Annotated in this window: 21 protein-coding genes; 20 read left to right on the top strand and 1 reads right to left on the bottom strand. The window is 40.5% G+C overall.

Translation table 11 applies throughout. The features are described from left to right. Positions 1–43: 43 nt before the first annotated feature. Positions 44–4,621, bottom strand: a complete 4,578-nt coding sequence (locus tag L4F92_RS09080; RefSeq protein ID WP_250363484.1) for an exo-alpha-sialidase — start codon at positions 4,619–4,621, stop codon at positions 44–46. A 284-nt stretch (positions 4,622–4,905) separates the two neighbouring features. On the opposite strand from L4F92_RS09080, the gene L4F92_RS09075 reads away from it, so the two are divergent. The 20 genes from L4F92_RS09075 (at position 4,906) to ftsZ (ending at position 26,685) form a co-directional block, all read left to right on the top strand. Continuing rightward, a complete protein-coding gene (locus tag L4F92_RS09075) occupies positions 4,906–6,009 on the top strand; it encodes a PhoH family protein (RefSeq protein WP_250351653.1) in 1,104 nt (367 codons plus the stop codon). After that, complete coding sequence (ybeY, locus tag L4F92_RS09070) at positions 6,006–6,473, top strand: rRNA maturation RNase YbeY (protein ID WP_250363483.1); 468 nt, start codon at positions 6,006–6,008, stop codon at positions 6,471–6,473. Before L4F92_RS09075 ends, ybeY begins: the two co-directional genes overlap by 4 nt. A gap of 2 nt (positions 6,474–6,475) precedes the next feature. Further along, positions 6,476–8,437, top strand: a complete 1,962-nt coding sequence (locus tag L4F92_RS09065; protein ID WP_250363482.1) for a GNAT family N-acetyltransferase — start codon at positions 6,476–6,478, stop codon at positions 8,435–8,437. A gap of 46 nt (positions 8,438–8,483) precedes the next feature. Beyond that, positions 8,484–8,651 carry a DUF5363 domain-containing protein gene (locus tag L4F92_RS09060; protein ID WP_250349627.1) on the top strand — a complete coding sequence of 56 codons (168 nt, stop codon included), beginning with the start codon at positions 8,484–8,486 and terminating at the stop codon, positions 8,649–8,651. 233 nt (positions 8,652–8,884) lie between these two features. Then, a complete protein-coding gene (mraZ, locus tag L4F92_RS09055; RefSeq protein WP_115250036.1) occupies positions 8,885–9,343 on the top strand; it encodes a division/cell wall cluster transcriptional repressor MraZ in 459 nt (152 codons plus the stop codon). 113 nt (positions 9,344–9,456) lie between these two features. After that, positions 9,457–10,422: a 16S rRNA (cytosine(1402)-N(4))-methyltransferase RsmH gene (gene rsmH / locus L4F92_RS09050; protein ID WP_250363481.1), complete on the top strand. Its 966-nt coding sequence runs from the start codon at positions 9,457–9,459 to the stop codon at positions 10,420–10,422. Positions 10,423–10,424: 2 nt separating this feature from the next. Then, complete coding sequence (ftsL, locus tag L4F92_RS09045) at positions 10,425–10,745, top strand: cell division protein FtsL (RefSeq protein WP_250349629.1); 321 nt, start codon at positions 10,425–10,427, stop codon at positions 10,743–10,745. 14 nt (positions 10,746–10,759) lie between these two features. Then, positions 10,760–12,559, top strand: a complete 1,800-nt coding sequence (gene ftsI, locus L4F92_RS09040; RefSeq protein WP_250363480.1) for a peptidoglycan glycosyltransferase FtsI — start codon at positions 10,760–10,762, stop codon at positions 12,557–12,559. A 21-nt stretch (positions 12,560–12,580) separates the two neighbouring features. Further along, a complete protein-coding gene (gene murE / locus L4F92_RS09035; RefSeq protein WP_250363479.1) occupies positions 12,581–14,056 on the top strand; it encodes a UDP-N-acetylmuramoyl-L-alanyl-D-glutamate--2,6-diaminopimelate ligase in 1,476 nt (491 codons plus the stop codon). Continuing rightward, on the top strand, positions 14,053–15,435 hold the full coding sequence (gene murF / locus L4F92_RS09030; RefSeq protein ID WP_250363478.1) for a UDP-N-acetylmuramoyl-tripeptide--D-alanyl-D-alanine ligase: 1,383 nt from the start codon (positions 14,053–14,055) through the stop codon (positions 15,433–15,435). The genes murE and murF overlap by 4 nt, the downstream gene beginning before the upstream one ends. After that, positions 15,429–16,511, top strand: a complete 1,083-nt coding sequence (gene mraY / locus L4F92_RS09025; protein WP_250349633.1) for a phospho-N-acetylmuramoyl-pentapeptide-transferase — start codon at positions 15,429–15,431, stop codon at positions 16,509–16,511. The genes murF and mraY overlap by 7 nt, the downstream gene beginning before the upstream one ends. Positions 16,512–16,530: 19 nt before the next feature. Beyond that, positions 16,531–17,841 (top strand): UDP-N-acetylmuramoyl-L-alanine--D-glutamate ligase, encoded by a 1,311-nt coding sequence (gene murD / locus L4F92_RS09020; protein ID WP_250363477.1) that lies wholly within the window; start codon positions 16,531–16,533, stop codon positions 17,839–17,841. A 10-nt stretch (positions 17,842–17,851) separates the two neighbouring features. After that, positions 17,852–19,030, top strand: a complete 1,179-nt coding sequence (gene ftsW / locus L4F92_RS09015) for a putative lipid II flippase FtsW (protein WP_250363476.1) — start codon at positions 17,852–17,854, stop codon at positions 19,028–19,030. 16 nt (positions 19,031–19,046) lie between these two features. After that, complete coding sequence (gene murG, locus L4F92_RS09010; RefSeq protein WP_250363475.1) at positions 19,047–20,105, top strand: undecaprenyldiphospho-muramoylpentapeptide beta-N-acetylglucosaminyltransferase; 1,059 nt, start codon at positions 19,047–19,049, stop codon at positions 20,103–20,105. 23 nt (positions 20,106–20,128) lie between these two features. Next, entirely contained in the window at positions 20,129–21,559 is a 1,431-nt protein-coding gene (gene murC / locus L4F92_RS09005; protein ID WP_250363474.1) for a UDP-N-acetylmuramate--L-alanine ligase, read from the top strand. Between the two features lie 11 nt (positions 21,560–21,570). After that, a complete protein-coding gene (locus L4F92_RS09000) occupies positions 21,571–22,497 on the top strand; it encodes a D-alanine--D-alanine ligase (protein ID WP_250363473.1) in 927 nt (308 codons plus the stop codon). After that, positions 22,497–23,267 carry a cell division protein FtsQ/DivIB gene (locus L4F92_RS08995; protein ID WP_395895920.1) on the top strand — a complete coding sequence of 257 codons (771 nt, stop codon included), beginning with the start codon at positions 22,497–22,499 and terminating at the stop codon, positions 23,265–23,267. Before L4F92_RS09000 ends, L4F92_RS08995 begins: the two co-directional genes overlap by 1 nt. 24 nt (positions 23,268–23,291) lie before the next feature. Next, positions 23,292–24,569, top strand: a complete 1,278-nt coding sequence (ftsA, locus tag L4F92_RS08990) for a cell division protein FtsA (protein WP_250349639.1) — start codon at positions 23,292–23,294, stop codon at positions 24,567–24,569. A 32-nt stretch (positions 24,570–24,601) separates the two neighbouring features. Further along, the gene (locus L4F92_RS08985) at positions 24,602–25,204 is read left to right on the top strand and encodes a hypothetical protein (RefSeq protein WP_250363472.1); all 603 of its coding nucleotides are present in this window, start codon (positions 24,602–24,604) and stop codon (positions 25,202–25,204) included. Positions 25,205–25,377: 173 nt separating this feature from the next. Next, on the top strand, positions 25,378–26,685 hold the full coding sequence (gene ftsZ, locus L4F92_RS08980) for a cell division protein FtsZ (protein WP_250349641.1): 1,308 nt from the start codon (positions 25,378–25,380) through the stop codon (positions 26,683–26,685). The last annotated feature ends 18 nt before the right edge of the window (positions 26,686–26,703 follow it).

Raw genomic sequence — 26,703 nt, 5'->3', positions numbered from 1 at the left:
TGAGAGAAATGATAGCTTTTCTCTCACTTCAGAGGTTAGTCTATTAGAAACGATAGGTTAATTTACCCGCAAAATAAGTTTGTTTTAGCCCATAATCAGAAAGCGATGTTCTATGGCTAATTTGTGCGCTGATATTTAGATTTTGCGTAATATCATAACCTGCACTGGCAGAGAATAATAATGCGTTACCTAATTTACCCGTTTTATATTGCTGGGTTGTTCCATCATTGAGGGTTAAAGTTGGGGTATTTCCTGCATTGTGTTCATACATCGCACGGAACTTTAATAATTTCCACGCAATTTCACCACCGATTTGTTGAGTGAAAATAGCTTGTCGATCATTATTAATATTCCAACTGAAAGTATGATCTTCAATCTTGGCTTTACTACGTTGGTATTGTAAAGCCATAATTGGCGTTAAACGGATTTCATTTAATAAGAAATGATAACCCATTTCTGTTCCAATCCCCCAGGAATGACCTCTCACTTTAGCTAAATCTTTATGTTGTGAAGTCGAAATTTTACCTCTTACATATTGATAGTTTCCACTGAGATTAATATAGCTTTGCTCAGTAAGTTTATTTTCTAATGTGAACAATAAGCCGACAGACTTGTATTTTGCAGAGCTGCTTCCTTCAATTTTTGTGGTTTTTGGTTCGATTGAGAATTTACTCAACGCAAGCCCTAAGTGAAGAGGGTGTTTATCATTGAGATCAAGTTTTCCCCCAAATAACGTGCTGTTCGTAGTGGATTTGTATCCATATCCATAATCAGTAAAGCCAAGATTGCTATCATAAGAAGCTTTACGATGTTGCTGTAAAACATAGAAGTTTTTTGTGTCTTGCGTAATGTTCTGTGTAAAGGTTTGAGTCTGCATATAACTATGCTCTAGCAAAGCTAAATTAGTTATCAAATAGGCAGGGACTTGACTATTTAGTGCAGCGCGATAGGTTGCTGTTCTTCCTGTTAATTCCTCATTTTGATTTGCAGACGGTGTTACTGCCGTATTAGTACTTGTCGTTGGCAAAGTAGGTGTTGTGGTGTTATCAGGTTTAGTTATTTCCCCTTTTGGTGGGTTTTGAGATGCTTTTATGATTGGTGATAGTGTTTCGCCTTTTTCATTAACTAATAAGGTTTGCAATCGATAATCGTAGAAATCATTATTATTTGTACCAAAGTGATTTTCACTTGCCGTAGTCGCGCCTTTTTCAATGCTGACTAAGGCATAGCGATGAATATGGCTTTCATCATTGTGAACCACTTTAGCCAAGTTGAAGGCATCAATACGACTGGTTTCTCCTTTTACTTGAATTAGCGAGATCCCCTCATTCGCATCATAACGATTATTTTCATTGGTATCTGACCGACCAATATGGCTATTACGTAAGTTAATGTTCACTGGAATTGCTTGTGTGGTAGTTAAATCACCATTAATCAGAACCTGATCAGAGCGCCATTTTGTCATATCTTCGGAAACGTTATCTACATTTAACGTAATAACCGCGCCTTCATTGTTTACATCTGCAAAGGAGAGTGTTTTAGGTTGGAAATCAGTATTGGTGGATTTATCTCCGTTTGTCGTGTGATTTAATTGTGGGGTATTATTTGGCATAATGTGGGCATTGGTTTTCCAATACGTATGTGAATGAATTACGCCATTTCCCATTAAACTCGCATTTTCTTGGATATATAATGGAGAATGATTTAATTCTCCCTCTAAAATAGTTACCCCTTGATTTAACAAAGTTTTTCCTGTGTGATTGAGTTGTCCAATTAAATATAATGTTCCATCTCCATTTTTGCTGAGTGCACCTGTGCCTTGTGTATCAGCAAATAAATGGCTTGTTTGGTTGGTGTTAATGTCGGCATTAATTTGGCTTGTGTCATCAAGTGTAATTGTATTAAAACGAGCAATCACATTATCTTTTATGCTTAATGTTGCATTATTTGCTAAATTTGCATTATGCGTTAAATGTGACGTGTTTGAGGCATAAATTATTTTACCTTGATTGATGTTAAGTTCATCTAATGTCGAATTCGTTTCTAAGGTCAGCTGGTTATTATTAAGTGCGGTCGGTTTATAAGAAAAATTTAATTTACCCTGCTCATCACCGAGTATTTCACCCTTAATTTTTCTTATTCCTGATTGTAAATAGTTGAGTGTGCTGGTTTTGCTTGTATTGCTGTTTATAATATTACCGTTAATTGTTCTAGCTTGCAGCCCGTTATCATCGCCATTTGTGATGGTGAAATTATTTCCATTTAAGTCAAATGTGCCTTTATTCAAGCTGAGGCTTTCGGATTTAATTTGGTTTTCTCCATATAATTTGACTGTACCTTCAGGATTTACAATGATTTCAGAATAGGCTTGAACTTTACCATCTTTTTCCTGCTGTTTTAAACCTAAGGTGCCTTCATTAACAATGATTTTAGCCGGATTAATTCCTTCACCAATTTTAATTATTTCTCCATCACCAATTTTATAGAACGTTTCCGCCACCGTGCTATTACGATCATATTCAAATGGCGTATTTCGTTTATCTCGGTGTAGGATATTATTTTGCCATACAAGTTCTTGAATATTTAAACGCACAAATTCGATTTTACCTTCTGCACCTTCATAGAGTAATCCAATATCTCCGTTTGGTAATTCTGTTAAGCTGCTATAAGCATAATTGTTTGGTGTAATCGTGGTGGTATATTTCCATTCGATAGAGCCATCTTCTTGCACTTCACCGAGCCAAACTTTACCATTGGTGCGTTTGTTTGAGTGTGGGTTGGCAAAAAGGATATGTTCTTTGCCATTAATTCGTTTGGAATATTTAATCACTGAAAGTTGACAATAAGGTTCTAATAGCACATCGTCTAAAATAACCTCTTTTTCCCAAGTATAACCACCATCATAGCTAGTGGAAATATGAACACGATTATGTGGTGTGACACGGGAAAAGAGTTTTAATTGTCCGTTGTCTAACTCAATCACTTGGGATTCGGTAATTTCATAACCGTAAGTACCGTCAAGAAGGCGGGATCCGCCTTGTGCTGCAAATCGGCTATCAATTGGTGATTCGCCACGTTCCCAAGTTTTTCCGCCGTCTTTACTGATGATGACAGCAGCCGCTTGTTTATTGTTATTATTCGTATAGTAAACAGGCATTACTAAAGAACCATCTTTCAGTTGAATTCCTGTTCCCGGACCTGTTCCCATAAAACGCATCCAATCCGCTTTTACTTGAGCATTAATATTGACAGGATTAGACCAAGTTTCACCATCATTATCACTATAAGTTAGCCATAAATTGCTCGTGATGGTTGATTTAAGTGGTGCGCTGTCATTATCTGGATTTTTAGTTTGTAAATAAATATTGCCTAAGCGTGTATTACCTTGATATAAATCACCAAGATCTTTAAATGCAAGTTCAGGATTGCCATTAATTACTACACGATAATCAGTTGGTTTATTTTTATCATTATAAACAATACCGTTTTCACGAATGGTATAACGATTATTATATTCATCAGTTAATAATTGATAATATTTCCCATTAATATTTTTATAACCTGAGCCTTCTGCATTTTGATTTTTGATCCCAAAGAAACCGCGTGTTTCAGGAAACATATCTACAATCATAAAGACACGTCCATTGCGTTTATCTTGCACCATAAGAGGATCGATTAAGAATGCGGAATTTTGATCACCATAAGATTGACTAGCAAGATCAATCACGGTTTGGCTTTTTTGCCAAGTTAAACCACCATCAAAACTGCGGCGGATTGCGGTATCAATATTTCCCCAGTCCGCAGAATGTTGCCAACGTTTATCAATTGCTGCAATCACAACGCCATTTTGTGTGGTGAGTAAAGAGGGAATACGATAGTTTCTTGCGTCATCTTGATTGGGTTGAAAGAGGGCGTTTTTTTCCGTTAGTATTGCGCCTGAAGCACGATATTTATCCACATTTTCAATTTCGTTTCGGTGATAAGTATCTGCTAATTCTTGGTGTAACGCTTTAATTTTTTCTTCTGACAAGACGTGTTCGGTCACTCCAGCAGAATAAATGTTTCCACTAAACTGCATTTCATTACCAGTACTTCTTGGGGTTTTCCCTAAATAAGCAATATTTAAATTTTCAATATCTTTGAAAAATTTAGAATTATTGTGTGTTTGCTTTAATTCACCATTGACATAAATTTTAATTTGATTATTTGTTTTATCAAAAGTGTAAGTAATCGTTTGATAATCTTTATTTTGATTATTGACATTGGCAGCAAGTAAAGCATTTTGAATTAGATAGTGGTTATTATTTCTTAACTCCAAGCCAAAGGTATCCGTACCCTGTTTCCTTAACATATAGAAATTAATGTAGTGGTTTGCAGGCCCGCCTAATGTTGAGGCGCCTAAGAGAGAATAAACATTATCACCACCATTAGTTTTAAAACCAAAAGTTAATGAACCATTTTCTAAATTGAATACGTCATTTTTAGCAAAGGTTTCCGTGATATTAAGCGGTTTGAAGAGTTCAGTATTGGATTTGAAATCTAAGATTCCTTCGCTACTCGCCATGGCATATTGGCTGATAAAGCACGAAGAGATTAAAGCTGCCAATGTTGTTTTTTTCATAGGGCATCCTTATTTTGAGTGGAAGAGAAAATAGCTCAAACCAGATGATATTTTCACTCCACAATGAAGTAAATCAAGATCATTTTACTTCGTGACGCTCTTCACAGAATCGTCTTTATTTTTGATTAAAAATGAGAGATCTCTCGCATTTCTATAAAGCGAGAATTTCTCAAAGAGCATTAGAGCCTGTATTTAAAACGTGATAATATGCCAACTAACAATCAAATGATGTTGGCTGTAACCTGAAAAACAAAAATAGAAAGGAACACAATTTGTCCAATCCAATAAACGAAATAAGTGAAACTTTTACCCTTGAACCGCAAGATAATGCCCGTTTACAGGCACTGTGTGGGACATTTGATGAAAATATCCAATTAATTGAAAAAGAATTTTTCTTAGATATTGCACGGCGTAATTTTACTTTTACGCTAAAATCGAAAGATTCTCACCCTAAATCTCACCACGCTAAATTATTAGATAAAGTAGCGACATTGATCCAAGCCTTGTATTTGGAAACTGCTCCAGTACGTGGCGTAGTGAAAGAAATTGATTTGTCTGATGTGCATTTAGCTATTCAGGAAAATCGAATATTATTACAAGAAGATACGGAGCTAGCAGAGCAGAATGCGGTGCCAAAAGTGTATCAAACCACCATTAAAACAAAACGTGGTTTGATTAAACCGCGTGGCGCAAATCAAATTCAGTATTTGCATAATATTTTACGTTACGACATTAGCTTTGGGATTGGGCCTGCTGGAACCGGAAAAACATTCTTAGCTGTCGCAGCGGCGGTAGAAGCCTTAGAACGACAAGAAGTTCGCCGTATTTTGCTCACTCGTCCTGCGGTGGAAGCAGGGGAAAAGCTGGGGTTTTTACCCGGCGATTTAGGGCAAAAAATTGAGCCATATTTACGACCGCTCTATGATGCCTTGTTTGAGATGTTAGGCTTTGAAAAAGTACAAAAGTTAATGGAGCGCAATGTCATTGAAATTGCACCGCTTGCCTATATGCGTGGACGTACGTTAAATGATAGTTTTATTATTTTAGACGAAAGCCAAAACACCACAACAGAGCAAATGAAAATGTTTTTAACCCGTATTGGGTTTAATTCTAAAGCGGTGATTACGGGCGATATTACACAAATTGATTTGCCGCGTAGCCAAAAATCAGGCTTACGCCACGCCATTGAAGTGCTAGAAAATGTGCCAGAATTGAGCTTTAATTATTTTGATAGTAAAGACATTGTGCGTCATCCAGTGGTCGCTAAAGTGGTACAGGCGTATGATAAATGGGACGAACAAGAAGAAATTCGCCGCCAAGAACGCACCTTACAGCGTCAGCAAGAACAATCCAAACAACAAGCTTTAGAACGAGAAGAAACAGAATGAAAGATGTGATCGTTGATTTACAAATTGCCTCACAAGAGCTAGAAAATTTGCCGACAGAACAGCAATTTCAACAATGGGCGACGGCGGCAGTACAAGCAGAAAACCTACAACCAGAGATCACCATTCGTGTGGTGGACGAAGCCGAAAGCCAAACGTTAAACGCTACTTATCGTGGCAAAGATTATCCCACTAACGTGCTTTCTTTTCCTTTTGAATGTCCTGAAGAAGTGGAATTGCCATTGCTCGGCGATTTAGTGATTTGCCGTCAAGTGGTGGAACGTGAAGCCAAAGAACAGGACAAACCTTTAATGGCTCACTGGGCGCATATGGTGGTTCACGGTTGTTTGCATTTACTTGGTTATGATCATATTGAAGATGATGAGGCAGAAGAAATGGAAAGCCTTGAAACGGAAATAATGCAAGAATTGGGCTTTTCCGATCCTTATTTAATGGACAAAGACTAGCCTTGCAACCCCGTCAGCTTTGTTTCTTGGTTGGAGAAAATGAGTGGTTACAGGCACAACTTTCTCCTTTATTCTCTTATTTAGAATGCTTTGAAACGCAAAGTGCGGTGCTTTTTTTCGATGAAAATTCTAGCGCACTTTTCGCCATTGAAAAGATTAAGTTAATTCCTTTTAGTAAAGCGAAAAATCAGCTTGGACGTGAACATTCGCTGATTATTTATGATGCTAGACAAAGCCTAAATTTGGATACGCTTGCGATTGCCGCTGGCACTCTACAAGCAGGAGGACGGCTTTATATATTGTGTCATCATTGGCAACATTTAGCCTCCCAAATTGATTTAGATAGCCAACGTTGGAGCGGGGTTCCACAAGGCATTCCCACGCCAAATTTTGTGCAATTTATGCAACAAAAAGTGCGAGAGTATGGCTTTCCTGTTTACCAGCAGCACAATAACGCGTTATTTTTACCAGAACCCTATAAGCCAGTGAGCGAAGTGCTAGAACCTGTTTATTCAGCCACCCAAGATCAACAACATATTTTGCAGCGGTTATTGGATCAACCAAAAGAGATCAATGTCATCACCGCCAAACGTGGACGAGGAAAATCGGCATTGGCGGGATTATTTGCTACTCATTTAGACAAAGTTATTCTCACCGCACCGAATAAAAGTGCGGTGCAAATTTTACAAGATTTTGCCCAGAAAGATTTGCCTTTTATTGCCCCAGATGATCTCGCTCAGCAAGTGCAACAAAATCCGGATAAATTTACCCAATATTGGCTGATCATTGATGAAGCCGCAATGATCCCTCTGCCGTTATTAATGCAGCTAGCCTCTCATTTTCACGCGATTTTATGCACGACGACAATCCAAAGCTATGAAGGAACGGGACGTGGTTTTTTGCTTAAATTTATGCAAAAAAATCACCGCACTTTGCAACATTTTGAGCTAAACACGCCGTTACGCTGGCGTGAAGATGATCTTATTGAGCCTTTTATTGCTGATCTTCTTTTATTAGAAGCAGAAAACAACTTAGTACAGCCAAATTTCCAACCAAATTCAGCGTTACAGTTTTATTGGCATCACAGTTCAAGCCTTTTCCAACAAACACAATATCAAGCGCTCTATGGCTTGCTTACTCTTGCGCATTACAAAACCTCTCCCACTGATTTACGCCGTTTACTTGATGGTAAAGATCAGCAATTTTTATTGGCGAAAGCAAAGGACGATTTGTTGGGGGCGGTTTGGTTATTGCAGGAAGGTGGAATGCAAGATAGGGCTGTGCTTGAAGGGATAATGCAAGGTGTTCGTCGTCCAAAAGGGAATTTAGTGGCGCAAATATTGTGTCAAGCTAGTTTGAATGAAGCCGCCTGTAAACTGACTTCTACCCGCATTTCTCGTATTGCGGTACAACCAAAATGGCAACATCAAGGGATCGGTACGAGATTAATTGCACAAGTGATAGCGCATAGTGAGAGCGATTTTCTTTCTGTAAGTTTTGGTTATTCAGCAGAATTAGCTTATTTTTGGCAAAAATGTGGTTTTGAGCTAGTTTATTTAGGCGAGCATAAAGAGGCGAGTAGTGGTTGTTATACCGCAATAGCACTAAAAGGAAAGAGTGTGGTAGGAAAACAGTTTTGTAACGAATTGGTGCTGGCATTTCAGCGTAATATTGGGCTATCTTTTCACCCTTTAGCAGCGCAATTTATAAGTGTAGAACAGGATAAGAAATTAACAGAAGCAGATAAGAAAGCATTATATTATTTTGCTTATTACCAGCGAAATCTTGCCAGCACAGTACCAGCTATTCAGCGTTTACTTGCACAAGTTAGCCCACAAAATATGCCATTATTAGCGCATTATTGTGAAATGAAAATGTTGCCTTTAAGCGGTAAAAAAAAATGGTTGCAAGGTTGTCGGGAAGAAATAAAACGGTTATTGCAAAAGCAAAAAATTCTTTTATGATAAGAGATAAATCACATCAAGGAACAATAGCGATATAGGAGGAAAAATGGATAATCAGCCAAAAGGCGTGTTACGCAGATTATGGGATAAATATAGCGAATTTTGCAAAGAATTGGGGGTTGATCAAGGGGCTTGCCGTAGTTGTGTGCCGGTGGTGAAATTTGATGATGAACCACCGAAAAAAGTAGAAAAGGATCAGAAAACCAATTCTTAAGATCCGATCGCGATCTTGCATTTTTTACAATGCCATTTGGGGCTTTCTCAAATGGCTTTCTTTTTGTCTGAAATAGACAAATCTTTACATAAGGTAGGATCAAATTGCTTGCAACTTAGTCAAACTAATACTAAACTTACGCATAAGTGGTAAAAAGTGGTGTTTTGTGGTAAAAACTGCAAAAAATCCGTAAAAAACAACCGCACTTATTTTTAACCAAGAGATCTCAAACAATGTTTCGTGGCGCATCATCGGTAAATTTGGATTCAAAGGGACGGCTTGCCATTCCTACCCGTTATCGCGCAGAGATCCTAGAAAAAAATAATGGTCAAATGGTTTGCACAGTAGATATTCGCCAACCTTGCTTGTTACTTTATCCCCTAGATGAATGGGAAATTGTTGAGCAAAAGTTATTAAGTTTGTCGAATTTTGATCCTGTGCAACGCAGTTTACAGCGTGTGATGCTCGGTTATGCCACAGAGTGTGAGCTTGACAGCGTAGGGCGAATTTTGATTAGCGCGCCATTACGCCAGCACGCAAAACTGGAAAAAAGCACAATGTTAGTGGGTCAGTTAAATAAATTTGAAATTTGGAGCGATGTAGAATGGCAAGCTCAAATTCAACAAGATATGGCCCTCGGTGCAAGTGGGCAGCTTGCTCAATCCCCTGAATTAATTACGCTGTCGTTATAAGAGAAGATGAACTTCCAGCAAGCGCAGCGGCACTAGCAGAGATAAGCGGTGTACTTGAGTACACCGCATTATCTCATTTTAATATTTAATTTTTTATTATTTTACAACGAGTTATGAACGCGCAGAACCTTTTTTCTTCACCTGAACATTTTACCGTTTTATTGAATGAAGCGGTGGACGGCTTGGCATTGAAAGAAAAAGGCATCTATATTGATGGTACCTTTGGGCGTGGTGGTCATTCTCGTCTGATCTTATCTCGCTTATCACAAGATGGCAGATTAATAGCTATTGATCGCGATCCTCGTGCCATTGCAGTAGCACAGCAAATTCAAGATCCACGTTTTCAGATTGAGCATCAGAGTTTTTCAGCGATCCCTGAGATCTGCGAGAAACTCGGTTTAGTCGGGAAAATTGATGGGATTTTGCTCGACCTTGGCGTTTCTTCACCGCAATTAGATGAAGCAGAACGCGGTTTTAGCTTTATGAAAGATGGGCCACTTGATATGCGAATGGATACTACGCAAGGTTTATCGGCGACTCAGTGGTTACAACAGGTTTCAGAGCAGGATCTTGCTTGGGTACTGAAAACCTTTGGTGAAGAGCGGTTCGCTAAGCGTATTGCGCAAGCTATTGTTAATTATAATAAAAACGCACGTCAAAATGGCACAGAGCCACTGCATCGTACCTTGCAATTAGCTGAATTAATCGCTCAATCAGTACCTTTTAAGGATAAACATAAACATCCTGCAACACGCAGTTTTCAGGCCATTCGTATTTTTATTAATGCCGAATTGGAAGAGCTAGAGCGTGTTTTAGCCGGGGCTTTACAAGTGTTAGCGCCACAAGGGCGTTTGTCAATCATCAGTTTCCATTCCCTTGAAGATCGTATGGTGAAGCATTTTATGCGTAAGCAAAGCAAGGGGGAAAGTTTACCAAAAGGCCTTCCATTACGCGAAGATCAAATTCAGCGTAGCCAAACCTTAAAAACCATTGGTAAAGCAATTATGCCAACAGAACAAGAAATTGCACAAAATGCACGCTCTAGGAGTGCAGTGCTGCGCATTGCGGAGAGGGTATAAAAATGATTGAAAATTCAGAACGCTATCCATTGCGTAGCATTATTGTCGAGGATCTTTTTGCCTCAAACAAACTCTTGATGGCGTTAATGGCATTAGTGATTGTGAGTGCGCTAAGCACAATTTGGATTACTCACCAAACGCGTGGGCTGATTGCAGAAAAAGGCGAATTAGTCCTACAACACCAAGCCTTAGAAAATGAATTTTTAAACTTAAAGTTAGAAGAAGCAACCCAAAGTGATAATACTCGTGTTGAGGCGATTGCAACTGGGAAATTACAAATGCAACATATCTCGCCAGAACAAGAAATTTTATTATTAGAATAATTTGAGGGGCAAGGATGATTAAGAAAAATAATAAAGCAAAGCGTAGCACTAGCACAGGCAGTGCGATTAAACGCAATAAACCTAAAATTTCTTACGATAGTAGTTTTTTGCTGATACGTTTTCGTGTTGCTGTTTGTGCCACTATGGTTTTGTTAACTGCATTGATTGCCCGAGCGGCTTATGTGCAAGTGGTAAATGCGGATCCCCTTGCTGATGAGGCAGATAAGCGTTCAGTGCGAACACAACAGGTGCTTTCAGTTCGAGGTTCAATTTTAGATCGTAATGGACAATTACTTTCTGTGAGCGTGCCAATGTATTCCGTGGTAGCTGACGCAAAATTTGTGTTTGAAGAGAATTCGTTACAGGATAAAGATCGTTGGCAAGCCTTAGCCAAAGCCCTTGGTGTTTCTTATAGCCATTTAATTAAACGCGTGGAAAAAGATCCTTCTTCGCGTTTCGTGTATTTATCTCGTCAGGTTTCACCAACCGTCGCGGATTATGTTAAGCAACTAAAAATTAAAGGCGTTGTACTGAAAACAGAGGCTCGCCGTTTTTATCCTAGAGTCGAGGAGACGGCTCATTTAATTGGTTATACCAATATTGATGGTGAAGGCATTGAAGGGATTGAGAAAAGTTTTAACGCGTTATTGGTGGGAAAATCGGGTTCTCGTACTTACCGCAAGGATAAATTTGGACACGTTGTAGAAGACATTGCAGATGTAAAAAAATATGATGCCCACGACGTTACCTTGAGTATTGATGAAAAACTGCAATCAATGGTTTACCGTGAAATCAAAAAAGCGGTGGCAGAGAATAAAGCAGAATCAGGTACCGCAGTGTTAGTGGATATTCGCACCGGTGAAGTGTTAGCGATGGTCAACTCCCCTTCCTATAATCCAAATAATCGTGTTGGTGTGAAAGCGGATTTAATGCGAAACCGAGCGATTACAGACACCTTTGAACCCGGTTCGACAGTAAAACCTTTCGTTGTTTTGACCGCACTTCAAAACGGTGTGGTAGGGCGTAACGAAGTGATTAATACAGGGCCTTTGGTGTTAAATGGACACGAAGTGAAAGACGTTGCCCCTAGAGATCGCCAAACCCTTGATGAAATTCTTGAGAACTCCAGTAACCGTGGGGTAAGTCGCTTAGCTTTGCGTATGCCACCGAGTGCATTAATGGAAACCTACCAAAATGCGGGCTTAGGGAAGCCAACAGAGTTAGGGTTGATTGGTGAACAATCAGGCATTTTAAATGCAAATCGCAAACGCTGGGCAGATATTGAACGCGCTAACGTGGCTTATGGTTACGGGATAAATGCGACACCACTACAAATTGCCCGTGCTTACGTAACGTTAGGAAGCTTTGGGATTTATCGTCCACTTTCCATTACTAAGGTTGATCCGCCAGTGATTGGTCAGCGTGTGTTTTCCGAAAAAATTACCCGTGAAGTGGTCAATATGATGGAAAAAGTGGCAATTAAAAATAAACGCGCAATGGTAGAAGGTTATCGTGTCGGGATTAAAACAGGGACGGCAAAAAAACTGGAGAAAGGTCGCTATGTGGATAAATATATTGCTTATACCGCAGGTATTGCTCCAATTTCTGATCCCCGTTATGCCTTGATTGTACTGATTAATGAACCAAAAGCAGGACAATATTATGGTGGTGCGGTTTCTGCCCCATTATTCTCAAATATTATGGGATATGCACTACGAATGAATAATGTTACGCCGGATGGCATCGCGCAACAAAAAGTTGCAAAACGCACTGTTCGTTTAAGTGATCAGAAAAAAGATGAAAAAACCAACTAGCTTTTGGTAGAGGAAAAAAGAATGAAAAAACTCACCGCACTTTTGGGGATAAACCATTTGCCTCAAGAGATTGAGCTGACCGAAATGACCTTAGACAGCCGCTCTGTAAAGACTGGCTGTCTTTTCGTTGCGATAAAAGGGCATCAAACAGACGGCAGAAATTATATTCCACAAGCCATTGCCAATGGGGCAAGTGCGGTGCTTTTTGAGGCAGATTTTCCGCAACAACATTTAGCCGTCAAAATGGAACAAGGTATTCCGCTTATCGCCTATTATGAGTTAGCATCACATTTATCTCATCTTGCAGGGCAATTTTATGATGATCCTTCTCATCATTTAACATTAGTCGGTGTAACAGGCACGAATGGTAAAACCACGGTAGCTCAGCTTTTGGCGCAGTGGGCGAACTTGCTTGGGCATCGCAGCGCGGTAATGGGGACAATTGGGAATGGGGTGCTTGGGCAAATAAAGGAAGCGACAAACACCACCGGCTCAGCCATTGAAATTCAATCTACGTTGGATCATTTTGTGCAAGCTGGGGCAGATTTTGCAGCGATTGAAGTATCTTCACACGGCTTAGTACAACATCGTGTTGAAGCCTTGCAATTTGCTGTGGCGATTTTTACCAATCTGAGCCGTGATCATCTTGATTATCATCATACAATGGAAAATTATGCGGCGGCGAAATATCGTTTATTCAGCGAATTAGCGACTCAGCATAAAGTGATTAATGCTGATGATCCCGTTGGCGCGCAATGGTTGCAGGCATTGCCGAATGCCATTGCAGTAAGTGTAAAAGCGGATTATCAACCAACGCATCAACAATGGTTAAAAGCAGAGCAAATCCAATTTCATCATCAAGGTGCGGTAATTCATTTTGCGTCCAGTTGGGGCAAGGGGGAATTACATAGCCCATTGATCGGTGCATTTAATGTCAGCAATTTATTATTCGCTTTTGCAAGCCTCCTTGCTTTAGGTTATTCCTTAACCGAACTTTGCCAAAGTGCGGCAAAATTACAGGGCGTTTGTGGTCGAATGGAGCGTTTGAATGCCCCAAACCAAGCAACCGCTATCGTGGATTATGCCCACACGCCAGATGCGTTAGAAAAAGCGTTGCAAGCCGCGCGCTTACATTGTGATGGCGTGCTTTATTGTGTTTTTGGTTGCGGTGGCGATCGAGATAAGGGCAAACGTCCACAAATGGCACGCATTGCAGAACAGTTTGCTGATTTCGTGATTGTTACTGATGACAACCCACGCACTGAAGATGCAACGAAAATTATGCAAGACATTCAAGCTGGATTTGTTGATTTAACCAAGGTGAAGATTATTCATCAGCGTGATCAAGCAATTAGAGAAGCACTTACAATGGCGCAACCACAAGATGTGGTGCTGATTGCGGGTAAAGGCCACGAAGATTATCAAATTATTGGCACAAGCAAATTGCCATTTTCCGATCAAGCCACGGTAAAACAATATTTTAGTGAAACAAAATGATTAAATTAACGACACAACAATTGGCGAATATTCTCAATGGCACACTTTCTGGTGAAGGTGGAGTGATGATTGAAAATATCAGCACGGATACCCGTCAAGCCAATCCACAAGGCGTATTCTTTGCCTTGAAAGGCGAGCGATTTGATGGCCATCAATATTTAGCCAATGCCGTAGAACAAGGGGCATTGGCGGTGATTGTGGATCACCTATGTGAAATTAATGTACCACAGATCATTGTGGCTGATACTCGCCTTGCTTTAGGACAATTGGGCAAATGGTTAAAAGCAGAAATTAACCCTCTAACTGTGGCAATAACAGGATCATCAGGTAAGACCACGGTAAAAGAAATGACGGCTGCCATTTTGCAACAAAGTGCGGGGGATTTTTCTCAGGTTTTATTTACCAAGGGTAATTTTAATAACGATATTGGCGTGCCATTAACCCTATTACGTCTTACGCCACAACATAAATTTGCGGTGATCGAATTAGGCGCGAATCATCTTGGTGAAATTGCTTACACCACCGAATTAGTGCGTCCTAACGTAGCAATGGTCAATAATGTTGCCGCCGCACATTTAGAAGGTTTTGGTAGCCTTGCTGGGGTAGCACAAGCCAAAGGGGAAATTTATCAAGGCTTAGCACCGCAAGGCATTGCGTTAATTAATTTAGATTGCAATTATTTATCTGATTGGCAAAAGAATATCGCCGATCACCAAGTGCGGTCGTTTTCTTTAACAAATTCACAAGCTGATTTTTATGCCACAGAAATTCAGCTCAACGAGCAAGGATCGCAATTTGTCTTACACAGTCCGCAAGGGGATATTGCAATTCAGTTACCTTATTTAGGTGAACATAATATCAGTAATGCCTTAGCCGCTGCTGCTTTGGCAATGAATGTGGGGGCAACGCTTTCTGATGTGCAACGAGGTTTGGTAACAGGGACAAAAGTGAAAGGGCGTTTATTCCCCATTCAGCCTTGCAAAAATTTATTGTTACTTGATGATACATACAACGCCAATGTGGATTCTTTGCAATCGGCGATTCAAGTGTTACAAAAATATCCCGCTTTTCGCATTTTAATTGTTGGCGATATGGCAGAATTAGGCGAAAATAGTCAGTTTTGTCATCAGCAAGTGGCGGAGGCTGCAAAAGCCGCACAATTAGATTTTGTCGCAAGTTATGGTAAGGAAAGTGCCGTAATTTCAGCCCAATGTGGCGGGACGCATTTTTCTCAACAAAATCAATTAGCTGATTTTGTTATTGAATTAGTTAAAGAAAAATTAGCACAAAATCAATCTGTCGTGGTGTTAGCCAAAGGCTCTCGCCGAATGCAATTAGAAAATGTGATTGAATTATTAAAGGATAGCTTTCAATGTTAGTTTGGCTCGCAGAATATCTGCAACAATACCAGAGTGGTTTTAATGTTATTTCTTATATTACCGTACGTGCGATCTTGGCATTATTAACGGCATTGTTAATTTCTTTATGGATTGGACCAAAGGTGATCCGCCGCTTACAAATTCTAAAATTTGGGCAAGAAGTGCGTAATGACGGGCCAGAAAGCCATTTAAGCAAAAAAGGTACCCCAACGATGGGGGGGATTATGATTTTATTCGCCATTACCGTCAGTACATTACTTTGGGCGAATTTAGCCAATCCTTATATCTGGTTTAGCTTACTTGTTTTGCTCGGTTATGGCGTGGTGGGTTTTGTGGACGATTACCGCAAAATCACCCGCAAAAATACAGATGGCTTAATTGCACGCTGGAAATATTTTTGGCTTTCTGCGATTGCTTTAGTGGCGGTGTTTGGTATGTATGCAGTCGGCAAAGATACCGATGCAACACGCCTTGTTGTGCCATTTTTTAAAGAAGTGATGCCACAGCTTGGCTTATTCTATGTTGTGTTAGCCTATTTTGTTATTGTTGGCACAAGTAATGCGGTAAATTTAACCGATGGCTTAGATGGACTTGCCATTATGCCAACGGTATTTGTTGCTGGTGCATTTGCCTTGATTGCGTGGGCAACGGGTAACATAGAATGGGCGAATTATTTGTATATTCCGCATATAAAATATACTTCTGAATTGGTTGTGTTTTGTACTGCGATTGTTGGGGCGGGATTAGGTTTCCTTTGGTTTAATACTTACCCAGCACAAGTTTTTATGGGCGATGTGGGATCACTTGCGCTAGGTGGCGCATTAGGCGTGGTTGCAGTGCTTGTGCGACAAGAGTTTCTATTAGTGATTATGGGCGGGGTTTTTGTGATGGAAACGCTGTCAGTGATTTTGCAAGTGGGTTCTTACAAACTGCGTAAACAACGTATTTTTCGTATGGCACCCATTCATCACCATTTTGAATTAAAAGGCTGGCCTGAGCCGCGTGTGATTATCCGCTTTTGGATTATTTCCTTAATGCTTGTATTACTTGGCTTGGTTACGTTGAAATTACGTTAGAAAAGGGTGAAAGCAAACAATGAATCAATATCAAGATAAAAATATCTGTGTGGTTGGCTTGGGGAAAACTGGTCTATCTTGTGTGGAATATTTACTTGCTCAACAAGCAAAGGTTCGTGTGATGGATACCCGCCAATCACCTGCAGGTGTAGAGCAGTTGGGGAAAAATGTCCTCGTGCATACAGGGAGCCTGAACTCACAATGGTTGCTGGAAAGCGATATGATTGTGATAAGCCCCGGGCTTGCGGTAAAAACACCAGAAATTTACACCGCACTTCAAGCTGGCGTTGAAGTGGTGGGCGATATTGAATTGTTCTGCCGTGCCGCAGATAAACCGATTATTGCGATTACTGGTTCAAATGGAAAAAGTACCGTTACCACACTGGTAGCTGAAATGGCGAAAGCAGCGGGCTTGAAAGTGGGAATGGGCGGTAATATTGGTATTCCAGCGCTTTCTTTACTTGAACAACATCACGATATTTATGTATTGGAGCTATCAAGCTTTCAACTAGAAACCACTTATAGCTTAAAAGCCGTTGCTGCCACTGTGCTGAATGTGAGTGAAGATCATATGAATCGCTATGTGGATTTAGAAGATTATCGTCAAGCGAAGTTAAAAATTTATCATCATTGCCAAACTGCAGTAATTAACGCCGAAGATCCACTCACTCAACAAGAAGGCAGCTTGCGAGCGAAAAAACAAGTCAGTTTCGCCGAACATAATGCGGATTATTGGTTAAAAACAGAAAACGGTAAACAATATTTAATGGCATACGATGAGGTGATATTACCTTGTGATGAAATCAGATTGACAGGTCGCCATAATTATATGAATGCGCTTGCTGCCATTGCCCTTGCACAAAGTGCGGGGATAAATTTGCAAGGAATTTGCACCGCACTGCGTGAGTTTACCGGTTTAGATCACCGCTTTCAATTAGCTCATTTGGCGCAGGGGGTACGTTGGATTAACGATTCCAAAGCCACTAATGTCGGTAGCACCGTTGCCGCACTCACTGGCTTGCAAGTGGCAGGTAAACTTTATTTATTGCTCGGTGGAGACGGCAAAGGGGCTGATTTTTCTGAACTCGCTGCGCTGATTAATCAACCGCATATTGAATGTTATTGCTTTGGGCAAGATGGTGCAAAACTGGCACAACTTTCTACGCAAAGTCATTTATTTGACACAATGGAGCAGGCGATAGAGGATTTTCGTGCAAAACTAAAAGAAGGCGATATGGTGTTACTTTCCCCTGCTTGCGCGAGTCTTGATCAATTTGCCTCGTTTGAAAAACGCGGTGAGGAATTTACTCGTTTAGCGAAACTAAGTTAGAGAATCATCAATGCAGTTTATTGAAAAGTTAAAAGCCCAGTTAAGAATCACACCAAATAATTTGCTCTACGATAGAGCATTATTATGGTTGTTTTTGAGTTTGCTCGTGATTGGATTGATCGCAGTATCCTCGGCATCTATTCCTGTGGGGGCGAGATTATTCAATGATTCTTTTTATTTTGCAAAACGTGATGCGATTTATGTGGTGTTGTCTATTTTTGCCTGCTACACCGTCTTAAATATCCCAACGACATTTTGGGAAAAATATTATGGCTATATTTTTTGGATCGCAATCATTTTGCTCGTAATGGTGCTTATTCCGGGGATTGGCTCAAGAATTAACGGTGCGAGACGCTGGATTCCAATGATTTTCTTTAATTTCCAACCCGCTGAATTTGCGAAGTTGGCACTCACTTGTTTTTTAGCGAGCTATTTTACCCGTCGTTACGATGAAGTGCGCAGCCGCAAACTTAGTGCCCTCAAACCATTCATTGTAATGGGAGTATTGGGCGCTTTATTATTGTTGCAACCCGATTTAGGAAGTACCGTTGTATTATTTGTGATTACTTTTGGCTTGCTTTGGATTGTCGGAGCAAATCTCTGGCAATTCTTAGCGTTGGGTTGTTCCGGCGTATTGCTTGTATTATGGCTAGCGATTTCATCAGCTTACCGCTTTAAACGTTTAACGGGGTTTTCCGATCCCTTCAAAGACCCTTATGGTACGGGATTTCAGCTTTCAAACTCATTAATGGCATTTGGTCGAGGCGAAATTACAGGTGAAGGATTGGGAAATTCCATTCAAAAATTAGAATATTTACCCGAAGCCCATACTGACTTTGTGATGGCGGTAGTTGGAGAAGAGTTTGGTTTAATCGGCATTTTATTTGTCATTGCATTGTTAGCATTATTGGTGTTTAGGGCAATGAAAATTGGGCGAGAATCATTACAACTAGAGCAACGTTTCAAAGGTTTTTTCGCCTTCGGTATCAGTTTTTGGATTTTCTTCCAAGGCTTTGTGAATCTAGGAATGGCATTAGGTTTATTACCGACCAAAGGATTAACCTTCCCCTTGGTAAGTTATGGGGGATCAAGTTTGATTATTATGTCGGTGTGTATCGGCATTTTATTGCGCATTGATCACGAAAATCGACTGATGCGAGGTGGACACGCACGCTTGCGTGATGATTAAGACAAAAGGATAAATTGTGGCACAACAAAAAAAACGTTTATTGGTGATGGCGGGAGGAACTGGGGGACACGTTTTCCCAGCTATTGCGGTTGCACAATATTTACAGCAACAAGGTTGGCAGATCTGTTGGCTTGGTACGCAAGATCGTATGGAAGCGCAATTAGTGCCGAAGCACGGTATCCCGATTAAATTTATTCAAATTTCTGGTTTGCGAGGTAAAGGAATAAAAGCCTTACTTGCCGCGCCATTTAAAATTGTGCGGGCAATTTTCCAAGCGAAAAAAATTATTCAAGATTATCAGCCTAATGCCGTGCTTGGTATGGGAGGGTATGTTTCTGGCCCGGGTGGGGTGGCAGCAAAATTGTGTGCAGTTCCCATTGTGTTACACGAACAAAACGCGGTGGCGGGATTGACCAATTCTTGGCTGGCTAAAATTGCAACGTGCATATTGCAAGCCTTTCCTAACGCTTTCCCGAATACTGAAGTCGTGGGCAACCCTGTTCGTCAATCTTTATTCGCAATGCCAAGCCCTGCTGAGCGTTTTGTCGCGCGTTCAGGAAAATTAAATGTGCTTGTGGTGGGGGGAAGTCAAGGCGCACGCGTGTTAAATCTCACTTTACCAAAAGTGGTGGAGGCATTAGGGGATAAATTGACCGTTCGCCACCAAGTTGGGGCAAATATGTCAGAAAAAATCACCGCACTTTATCCGCCAGGGGCTGATGTACAAGTAACAGATTTTATTGATGATATGGCGGAGGCCTATGGCTGGGCGGATATTGTTATTTGCCGTTCCGGTGCTTTAACCGTGTGTGAACTTGCGGCTGTCGGGACACCTGCGATTTTTGTGCCATTCCAACATAAAGATAGACAGCAATATTTGAATGCAAAATATTTAGCTGATGTGGGCGCAGCCAAAATTATTGAACAAAAAGATCTCAGCGCAGAAGCACTTATTGAGATGTTGAACCAATTTGATCGTAGCCAATTATTAACAATGGCAGAAAAAGCCAAAGCAATGGCCACACCTCAATCTGCTCAGCAAGTGGCCGAGGTAATTATGGCGGTGGCAAAATAAGAATAAAAGCAAGAGGCAGAGCAATGAAAGAATTTCAAAAACGAGTAAGACAAACCGTGCCAGAAATGCGTCGCGTGAAACAAATTCATTTTGTCGGTATTGGTGGTGCGGGAATGGGCGGTATCGCGGAAGTATTATTAAATGAAGGCTATCAAGTCACGGGATCGGATATTGCGGAAAATGCGGTAACCCAACGCCTAAGTGCATTGGGGGCAAAAATTTATTTTTCTCACCAACCCGCTAATGTAGATGGCGCCAGTGTGGTGGTGGTATCCAGTGCGATTAAAGAAGATAATGTTGAGGTCGTGGAAGCGCACAATAACCGCATTCCCGTTATCCAACGTGCGCAAATGTTAGCGGAGATTATGCGATTCCGTCACGGCATTGCTATTGCAGGAACACACGGAAAAACCACAACAACAGCAATGATTTCAATGATTTATGCACAAGCAGGGCTTGATCCTACCTTTGTAAATGGCGGATTAGTGAAATCAGCAGGGACAAATGCACATTTAGGGGCAAGCCGTTATTTAATCGCTGAAGCAGATGAAAGTGATGCCTCTTTTTTACACTTACAGCCAATGGTTTCTGTGGTAACAAATATTGAACCCGATCATATGGAAACCTATCACGGTGATTTTGAAGAAATGAAACAAACCTATGTCAATTTCTTACATAATTTGCCGTTTTATGGCTTAGCGGTAATGTGTGCAGATGATCCTGTGTTACTTGAACTTATTCCAAAAGTGGGGCGTCAGGTGATCACTTATGGCTTTAATGAAAATGCCGATTATTGCATTGAAGATTATCAGCAAACAGGTTTTCAAGGCCATTACACGGTTGTTACACCGCAAGGTGAACGGGTGAATGTGTTGCTTAACGTCCCGGGTAAACATAATGCGTTAAATGCTACGGCAGCCTTTGCCGTGGCAAAAGAAGAAGGGATTAGCAATGAGGCTATTTTAGCCGCCTTAGCCGATTTCCAAGGGGCAGGACGTCGTTTTGATCAGCTTGGTCAATTTATTCGTCCAAATGGAAAAGTAATGTTAGTGGACGATTATGGACATCATCCGACTGAAGTGGGCGTAACCATTGAAGCGGCAAAAAAAGGTTGGGAAAATAAGCGAATTGTGATGATTTTCCAACCTCATCGTTATTCGCGTACTCGAGATCTGTTTGATGATTTCGTACAAGTATTATCGCAAGTGGATGTGCTATTAATGCTCGATGTGTATGCTGCAGGTGAAGCACCTATTGCAGGGGCAGATAGTCGTTCATTATGTCGTTCGATTCGTAATTTAGGTAAAGTCGATCCGATTTTTGTCGCTGAACAGGAAAGCCTTGCGGAAATCTTAGATCAGGTGATCCAAGACGGAGATCTGATTTTGGCGCAAGGGGCGGGTAATGTGAGTAAGTTATCCCGTCAATTAGCAACAAATTGGGCAGAAAATTAATTGGAAGCAGTATGAAGAAAACATTAAAACAAGAAAAAATTGCCGTATTACTTGGGGGAACGTCTGCAGAGCGTGAAGTATCGCTTAATTCCGGTGAAGCGGTGCTTAATGCCTTAAAAAATCTAGGTTATGATGCTCACCCAATTGATCCTAAAACGTTTCCCGTGGCGGAATTAAAACAACAAGGGTTTGAGCGTGTATTTAATATTTTACACGGACGTGGTGGTGAAGATGGCACAATGCAAGGATTGCTTGAGCAAATAGGTCTTCCTTACACTGGCTGTGGGGTAATGGCATCCGCTTTAACAATGGATAAAATGCGTACTAAGATGCTGTGGAAAGCCTTTGGTTTACCTGTGGCGAATATGGAAATCGTAACGAAATCAACAGTCTCTGAACTAAATCCTGTCGCTGTTGTCGAAAAATTAGGTCTGCCATTAATGGTGAAACCTTCGTTGGAAGGGTCAAGTGTAGGTTTAAAGAAAGTCAATCATCTTGATGAATTACAAAGTGCGGTGGAATTTGCGTTAGGTTTTGACGATACGATTTTGATTGAAGAATGGCTTGCTGGCGATGAATTTACTGTGCCTGTTTTAGACAATGAAGTGCTACCTGCCATTAAAATTGTTCCTGAAGGCGAATTTTATGATTATGAAGCAAAATATGTTTCTGATAATACGCAATATTTTTGTCCAGCCGGTTTAACCGATGAGCGTGAACAGGAATTACGTCAATTAGTCAAGCGTGCTTATGATGCGGTAGGTTGTCGTGGGTGGAGCCGCATTGATGTGATGATGGACGGTGAAGGGCAATTCCGCTTAGTGGAAGTCAACACTAACCCGGGAATGACGAGCCATAGTTTATTCCCGAAATCAGCGGCGAGCGTTGGTTATTCTTTTGAACAGTTAGTAGAGAAAATTTTGGAGCTGAGTGTTTAATGAAGTTATGGCGGCATAAAGCGATACAAAGCATACGCACGGGGGAGCCAAGATCTCGCTTTTTTATGCAGGTCAAGCCATTAATTGTGCTATTATGTCTAGGGTTACTGTTTTATGTTTACTCAAATTGGCAAAACTGGCTGGAAAAATTAGATGATCGTCCAATTAGTGCCTTTAATCTGGTAGGAACGCCTGCATTCACCACTGATGAAGATGTGCGTGATATGCTGATAAAAATGGGCGATCTTAAAGGTTTTTTTGGACAAGATGTAAGTTTAGTTCGTGAGCAAATTCAAAAAATGCCTTGGGTCAAACAAGCCGTAGTGAGAAAAATTTGGCCTGATCGCCTTAATATTTTAGTGAGTGAATATACACCTGTCGCAGTTTGGAACGATAATGAATTTTTATCTAGTGATGGCGTGGTGTTTAAATTGCCAATGGATAAGTTGCAAGATAAAAACTTACCGCATTTAGCAGGGCCTGATTATCAAAGTTTAGTCGTACTGGATGCGTGGAAAAAGATTTATCAAGATCTTAAAACAAAAGGCTTAACGTTAAAATCTGTTGCAATTGATGATCGCGAAGCTTGGCAATTAGAACTTGATAATGGCGTATTATTAAAATTAGGACGCGGAGAATGGAAAAGCAAACTTGATCGTTTTGCTACTATTTATCCGCAAATTGAAGTTCCTGAAAATAAAAAGTTATCCTATGTTGATCTACGCTATAAAGTGGGGGCAGCAATAGGAATGATTGATATAAATGAATAATTTTACCTGATAAGAAGTTAGAAAATGGCAAAGATTGTGGAATCAAAAACGATTGTCGGATTGGAAGTCGGTACTTCTAAAGTCGTCGCTGTTGTGGGTGAAGTGTTGCCAGACGGCGTAGTAAATATCTTAGGTGTAGGAAGTTGTCCTTCTAAAGGGATTGATAAAGGCAGCATTACTGATCTCAATGCAGTGGTTACCTCTATTCAACGTGCGATTGAGGCAGCCGAATCAGTGGCAGATTGCCAGATTATGAGCGTTACTTTAGCGATTACGGGCGATCACATCCAAAGTCTGAATGAAAGTGGCTTTGTTCCTATTGCCGAAGGAGAAGTTACGCAAGATGAAATTGATTCCGCAATGCACACCGCTAGCTCAGTGAGAATGGGCGAAGGGCTTTCCTTATTACACATTATTCCACAAGAATATGCGGTAGATAAGCAGGTAAATATTAAAGATCCCCTTGGTTTACAAGGTGTACGTTTAAAAGCGCAAGCGCATTTGATTGCTTGTCACCAAGATTGGCAAAACAACCTTAAAAAAGCCGTAGAGCGTTGTAAATTAAAAGTGGATAAAATCGTTTATTCAGGCGTTGCATCAGGTTGCTCTGTGTTAACCGAAGATGAGAAAGATCTTGGTGTTTGCTTAATTGATTTTGGTGCAGGCACAATGGATATTGTCGTTTACACAAATGGGGCATTACGTTTTAGTAAAGTCATTCCTTATGCAGGAAATCGTGTTACCGATGATATTGCTTATGCTTGTGAAACATCAAGAACAGAAGCTGAACGGATCAAAGTGAATTATAGCAGTGCGTGGAATCCCCCTTCTTCACACCCAGAAAAACGGATTGAAGTAGCGGGAATTGGCGGACGAGCGCCACGCGTGCTAACCAAAGAACAATTATCTGTTGCCACCTCAGCACGTTATGAAGAATTACTCGGCTTAGTTCGCCAAGAATTAAACCAATTGCAGTATGAACTTGAAAGCAAACAAATGAAGTTTGAATTAATTGCTGGTGTTGTGATTACCGGTGGAGGCGCACAAATTGAAGATTTAAAACAATGTGCCACTAAGGTATTTGGAATGCAAGTACGTGTCGGTAGCCCATTAAATATAACTGGGCTAACGGATTATGTAAATAAACCCCAATATTCTACCGTTGTTGGTTTGTTACAGTATAATCATAATGATGAAGATGAAAGCCCTATTAATGATCAATATGGTTCAGGAGAAAGCTTTTTAGGCGCGGCTTGGGCTGGGGTGAAAAAAATTATGAATAAAGTGCGGTCTGAATTTTAATCAATTTTTATTTAAGCTGAGAGGAAAGAAAAATGGGTGATAAATTATTAATTAGTGTGCTGGGTGTTGGAAGTTATGGTACAAAAAAACTCCAGATGATTATGGATAAAATGCAAAAAAATGCTCAAGACGATACGTTCATTAGTTCCCCCCATAGCAATGAGTTTGCTTTTTATGCTATAGATAACGATAAAGATGTACTCAATACGAGCAAGGCACAAGATAGCTTGCTGCTAAGTGATGAGTTAAATCAAGAAACATTAGTTGCTCAACAAGTAGAAGAAAAATTACGCCAAATGGTTGGTAATAGTGATTTGGTTATCTTAGTTTCAGCTGCTGGTGGTAACACATCCTCAATGGTGATTCCTGCGATTGTAGAGAGCCTTAATGAGATTAAAATCCCATTGGCAGCAGTGGTAGTGAAGCCTTTTGATTTTGAAGGAAGCAAACGTAGTGTAAATGCAGAAATTGCGATCAGCAAAGTGGAAAAATTAGCTACAACGCTTAAGGTATTAGATAATAATAACTTGATCTCAGTACTAAATCATCAGCCTTTGAATGAGGCATTTGCACAAATGGATCGTGAAGTGGTTGAGTTCGTATTGAGTTTTGCTGAAAAACATTTTGTTGCCTAAAATAGAGTGCGGTGAAAAATTTACGATTTTTTGGTTTCTTTTATTATTTTTTTGGAATTTTTATTAATAAAGTGCGGTCTGAATTTTGAGAATTTGCATTTTTCATCTACAATAAGAGCAATTTAGGTTTTAATTTTGTGCCAGCAAAACCCTGGCATTAACGGAGAATAACTATGTTTGAACCAGTGGATTATGATCTTGGTGATATGAACGGCGCACTGATTAAGGTCGTTGGTGTTGGCGGTGGTGGCGGTAACGCTGTGGATCATATGGTTGCTAATATGATAAAAAACGATATTGGCGGCACATTAGTGGGGGCTGATGAATTAGCTTTCCCAACTGCAAATGACGAACACGATAGAATTATTTTCTATGCGGTAAATACTGATGCACAAGCCTTGCGCAAAAGCAAAGTACAACAAACCGTTCAAATTGGTGGTTCAACAACCAAAGGACTGGGAGCAGGTGCTAATCCAAATGTTGGTCGTAAAGCCGCAGAAGATGATCAAGAGGCGATTCGTGCAATGCTTGAAGGGGCGGATATGGTATTTATTGCCGCAGGTATGGGCGGTGGTACAGGAACAGGTGCCGCTCCAATTGTTGCGCAAATCGCAAAAGACTTGGGTATCCTGACTGTTGCTGTAGTAACCAAGCCTTTCGCATTCGAAGGTCCAAAGCGTATGCAATTTGCCGAAATGGGAATTAAAGAGCTTTCTAAACACGTTGATTCTTTGATTATCATTCCAAATGAAAAATTATTAAAAGTATTAGGTAAAAACATCAGTTTAGTAAATGCCTTTGCTGCTGCAAATGATATTCTCCGTAATGCAGTAACGGGTATTTCCGATATGATTACTTCTCCCGGCTTAATTAACGTGGACTTTGCAGACGTTCGTACCGTAATGTCTGAAATGGGGCGCGCGATGATGGGATCTGGCGTGGTTGAAGGTGAAGCGGGTGATGGACGTGCAGAGAAAGCTGCACAGGAAGCGGTTGCTAGCCCATTATTGGAAGATGTGGATTTATCTGGGGCAAGAGGCGTGCTAGTTAATGTTACTGCTGGATTTGATTTAACCTTAGATGAATTTACCATAGTGGGTGATACGATTAAGGCCTTTGCCTCAGAAGAGGCAACGGTTGTGGTAGGAACAACCTTAGTACCAGATATGTCGAATGAAATCCGTGTAACCATTGTCGCGACGGGGATTGGTGATATTGATGCACCAGATATTAAAATTGCACCACGTACCGTACCATTAGGTCAGCCAATGCAAAAAGTTAATCAAGAACCATTTGGACAACAGCAAGCAACAGGCTATCAGACGCATAATTCACAAGTGGGGCAAATGCCAAATCGTCCTGCTGATTTAACACATAGAAATATTTTAGATACGCCAATTACTGATCGTTTAAATTCACTTAAAAGAGAAGAAGGCTTAGTGAATGCGAACAGTTTTATGCGTAAACCGGAAGATAAATAAAGGAATAAATCTTATTGT

Source organism: Avibacterium sp. 21-595 (assembly GCF_023611905.1).
In the GTDB taxonomy this organism is placed as follows: Bacteria; Pseudomonadota; Gammaproteobacteria; order Enterobacterales; family Pasteurellaceae; genus Avibacterium.
This window is presented reverse-complemented; position numbering and strand designations above follow the sequence as displayed.

Bases quoted from the DNA above. Each gene is read 5' to 3' on its own strand.
- L4F92_RS09080 (WP_250363484.1), bottom strand. From the start codon at position 4,621: ATGAAAAAAACAACATTGGCAGCTTTAATCTCTTCGTGCTTTATCAGC.
- ybeY (WP_250363483.1), top strand. From the start codon at position 6,006: ATGAAAGATGTGATCGTTGATTTACAAATTGCCTCACAAGAGCTAGAA.
- L4F92_RS09060 (WP_250349627.1), top strand. From the start codon at position 8,484: ATGGATAATCAGCCAAAAGGCGTGTTACGCAGATTATGGGATAAATAT.
- mraZ (WP_115250036.1), top strand. From the start codon at position 8,885: ATGTTTCGTGGCGCATCATCGGTAAATTTGGATTCAAAGGGACGGCTT.
- rsmH (WP_250363481.1), top strand. From the start codon at position 9,457: ATGAACGCGCAGAACCTTTTTTCTTCACCTGAACATTTTACCGTTTTA.
- ftsL (WP_250349629.1), top strand. From the start codon at position 10,425: ATGATTGAAAATTCAGAACGCTATCCATTGCGTAGCATTATTGTCGAG.
- ftsI (WP_250363480.1), top strand. From the start codon at position 10,760: ATGATTAAGAAAAATAATAAAGCAAAGCGTAGCACTAGCACAGGCAGT.
- murE (WP_250363479.1), top strand. From the start codon at position 12,581: ATGAAAAAACTCACCGCACTTTTGGGGATAAACCATTTGCCTCAAGAG.
- murF (WP_250363478.1), top strand. From the start codon at position 14,053: ATGATTAAATTAACGACACAACAATTGGCGAATATTCTCAATGGCACA.
- mraY (WP_250349633.1), top strand. From the start codon at position 15,429: ATGTTAGTTTGGCTCGCAGAATATCTGCAACAATACCAGAGTGGTTTT.
- murD (WP_250363477.1), top strand. From the start codon at position 16,531: ATGAATCAATATCAAGATAAAAATATCTGTGTGGTTGGCTTGGGGAAA.
- ftsW (WP_250363476.1), top strand. From the start codon at position 17,852: ATGCAGTTTATTGAAAAGTTAAAAGCCCAGTTAAGAATCACACCAAAT.
- murC (WP_250363474.1), top strand. From the start codon at position 20,129: ATGAAAGAATTTCAAAAACGAGTAAGACAAACCGTGCCAGAAATGCGT.
- L4F92_RS09000 (WP_250363473.1), top strand. From the start codon at position 21,571: ATGAAGAAAACATTAAAACAAGAAAAAATTGCCGTATTACTTGGGGGA.
- L4F92_RS08995 (WP_395895920.1), top strand. From the start codon at position 22,497: ATGAAGTTATGGCGGCATAAAGCGATACAAAGCATACGCACGGGGGAG.
- ftsA (WP_250349639.1), top strand. From the start codon at position 23,292: ATGGCAAAGATTGTGGAATCAAAAACGATTGTCGGATTGGAAGTCGGT.
- L4F92_RS08985 (WP_250363472.1), top strand. From the start codon at position 24,602: ATGGGTGATAAATTATTAATTAGTGTGCTGGGTGTTGGAAGTTATGGT.
- ftsZ (WP_250349641.1), top strand. From the start codon at position 25,378: ATGTTTGAACCAGTGGATTATGATCTTGGTGATATGAACGGCGCACTG.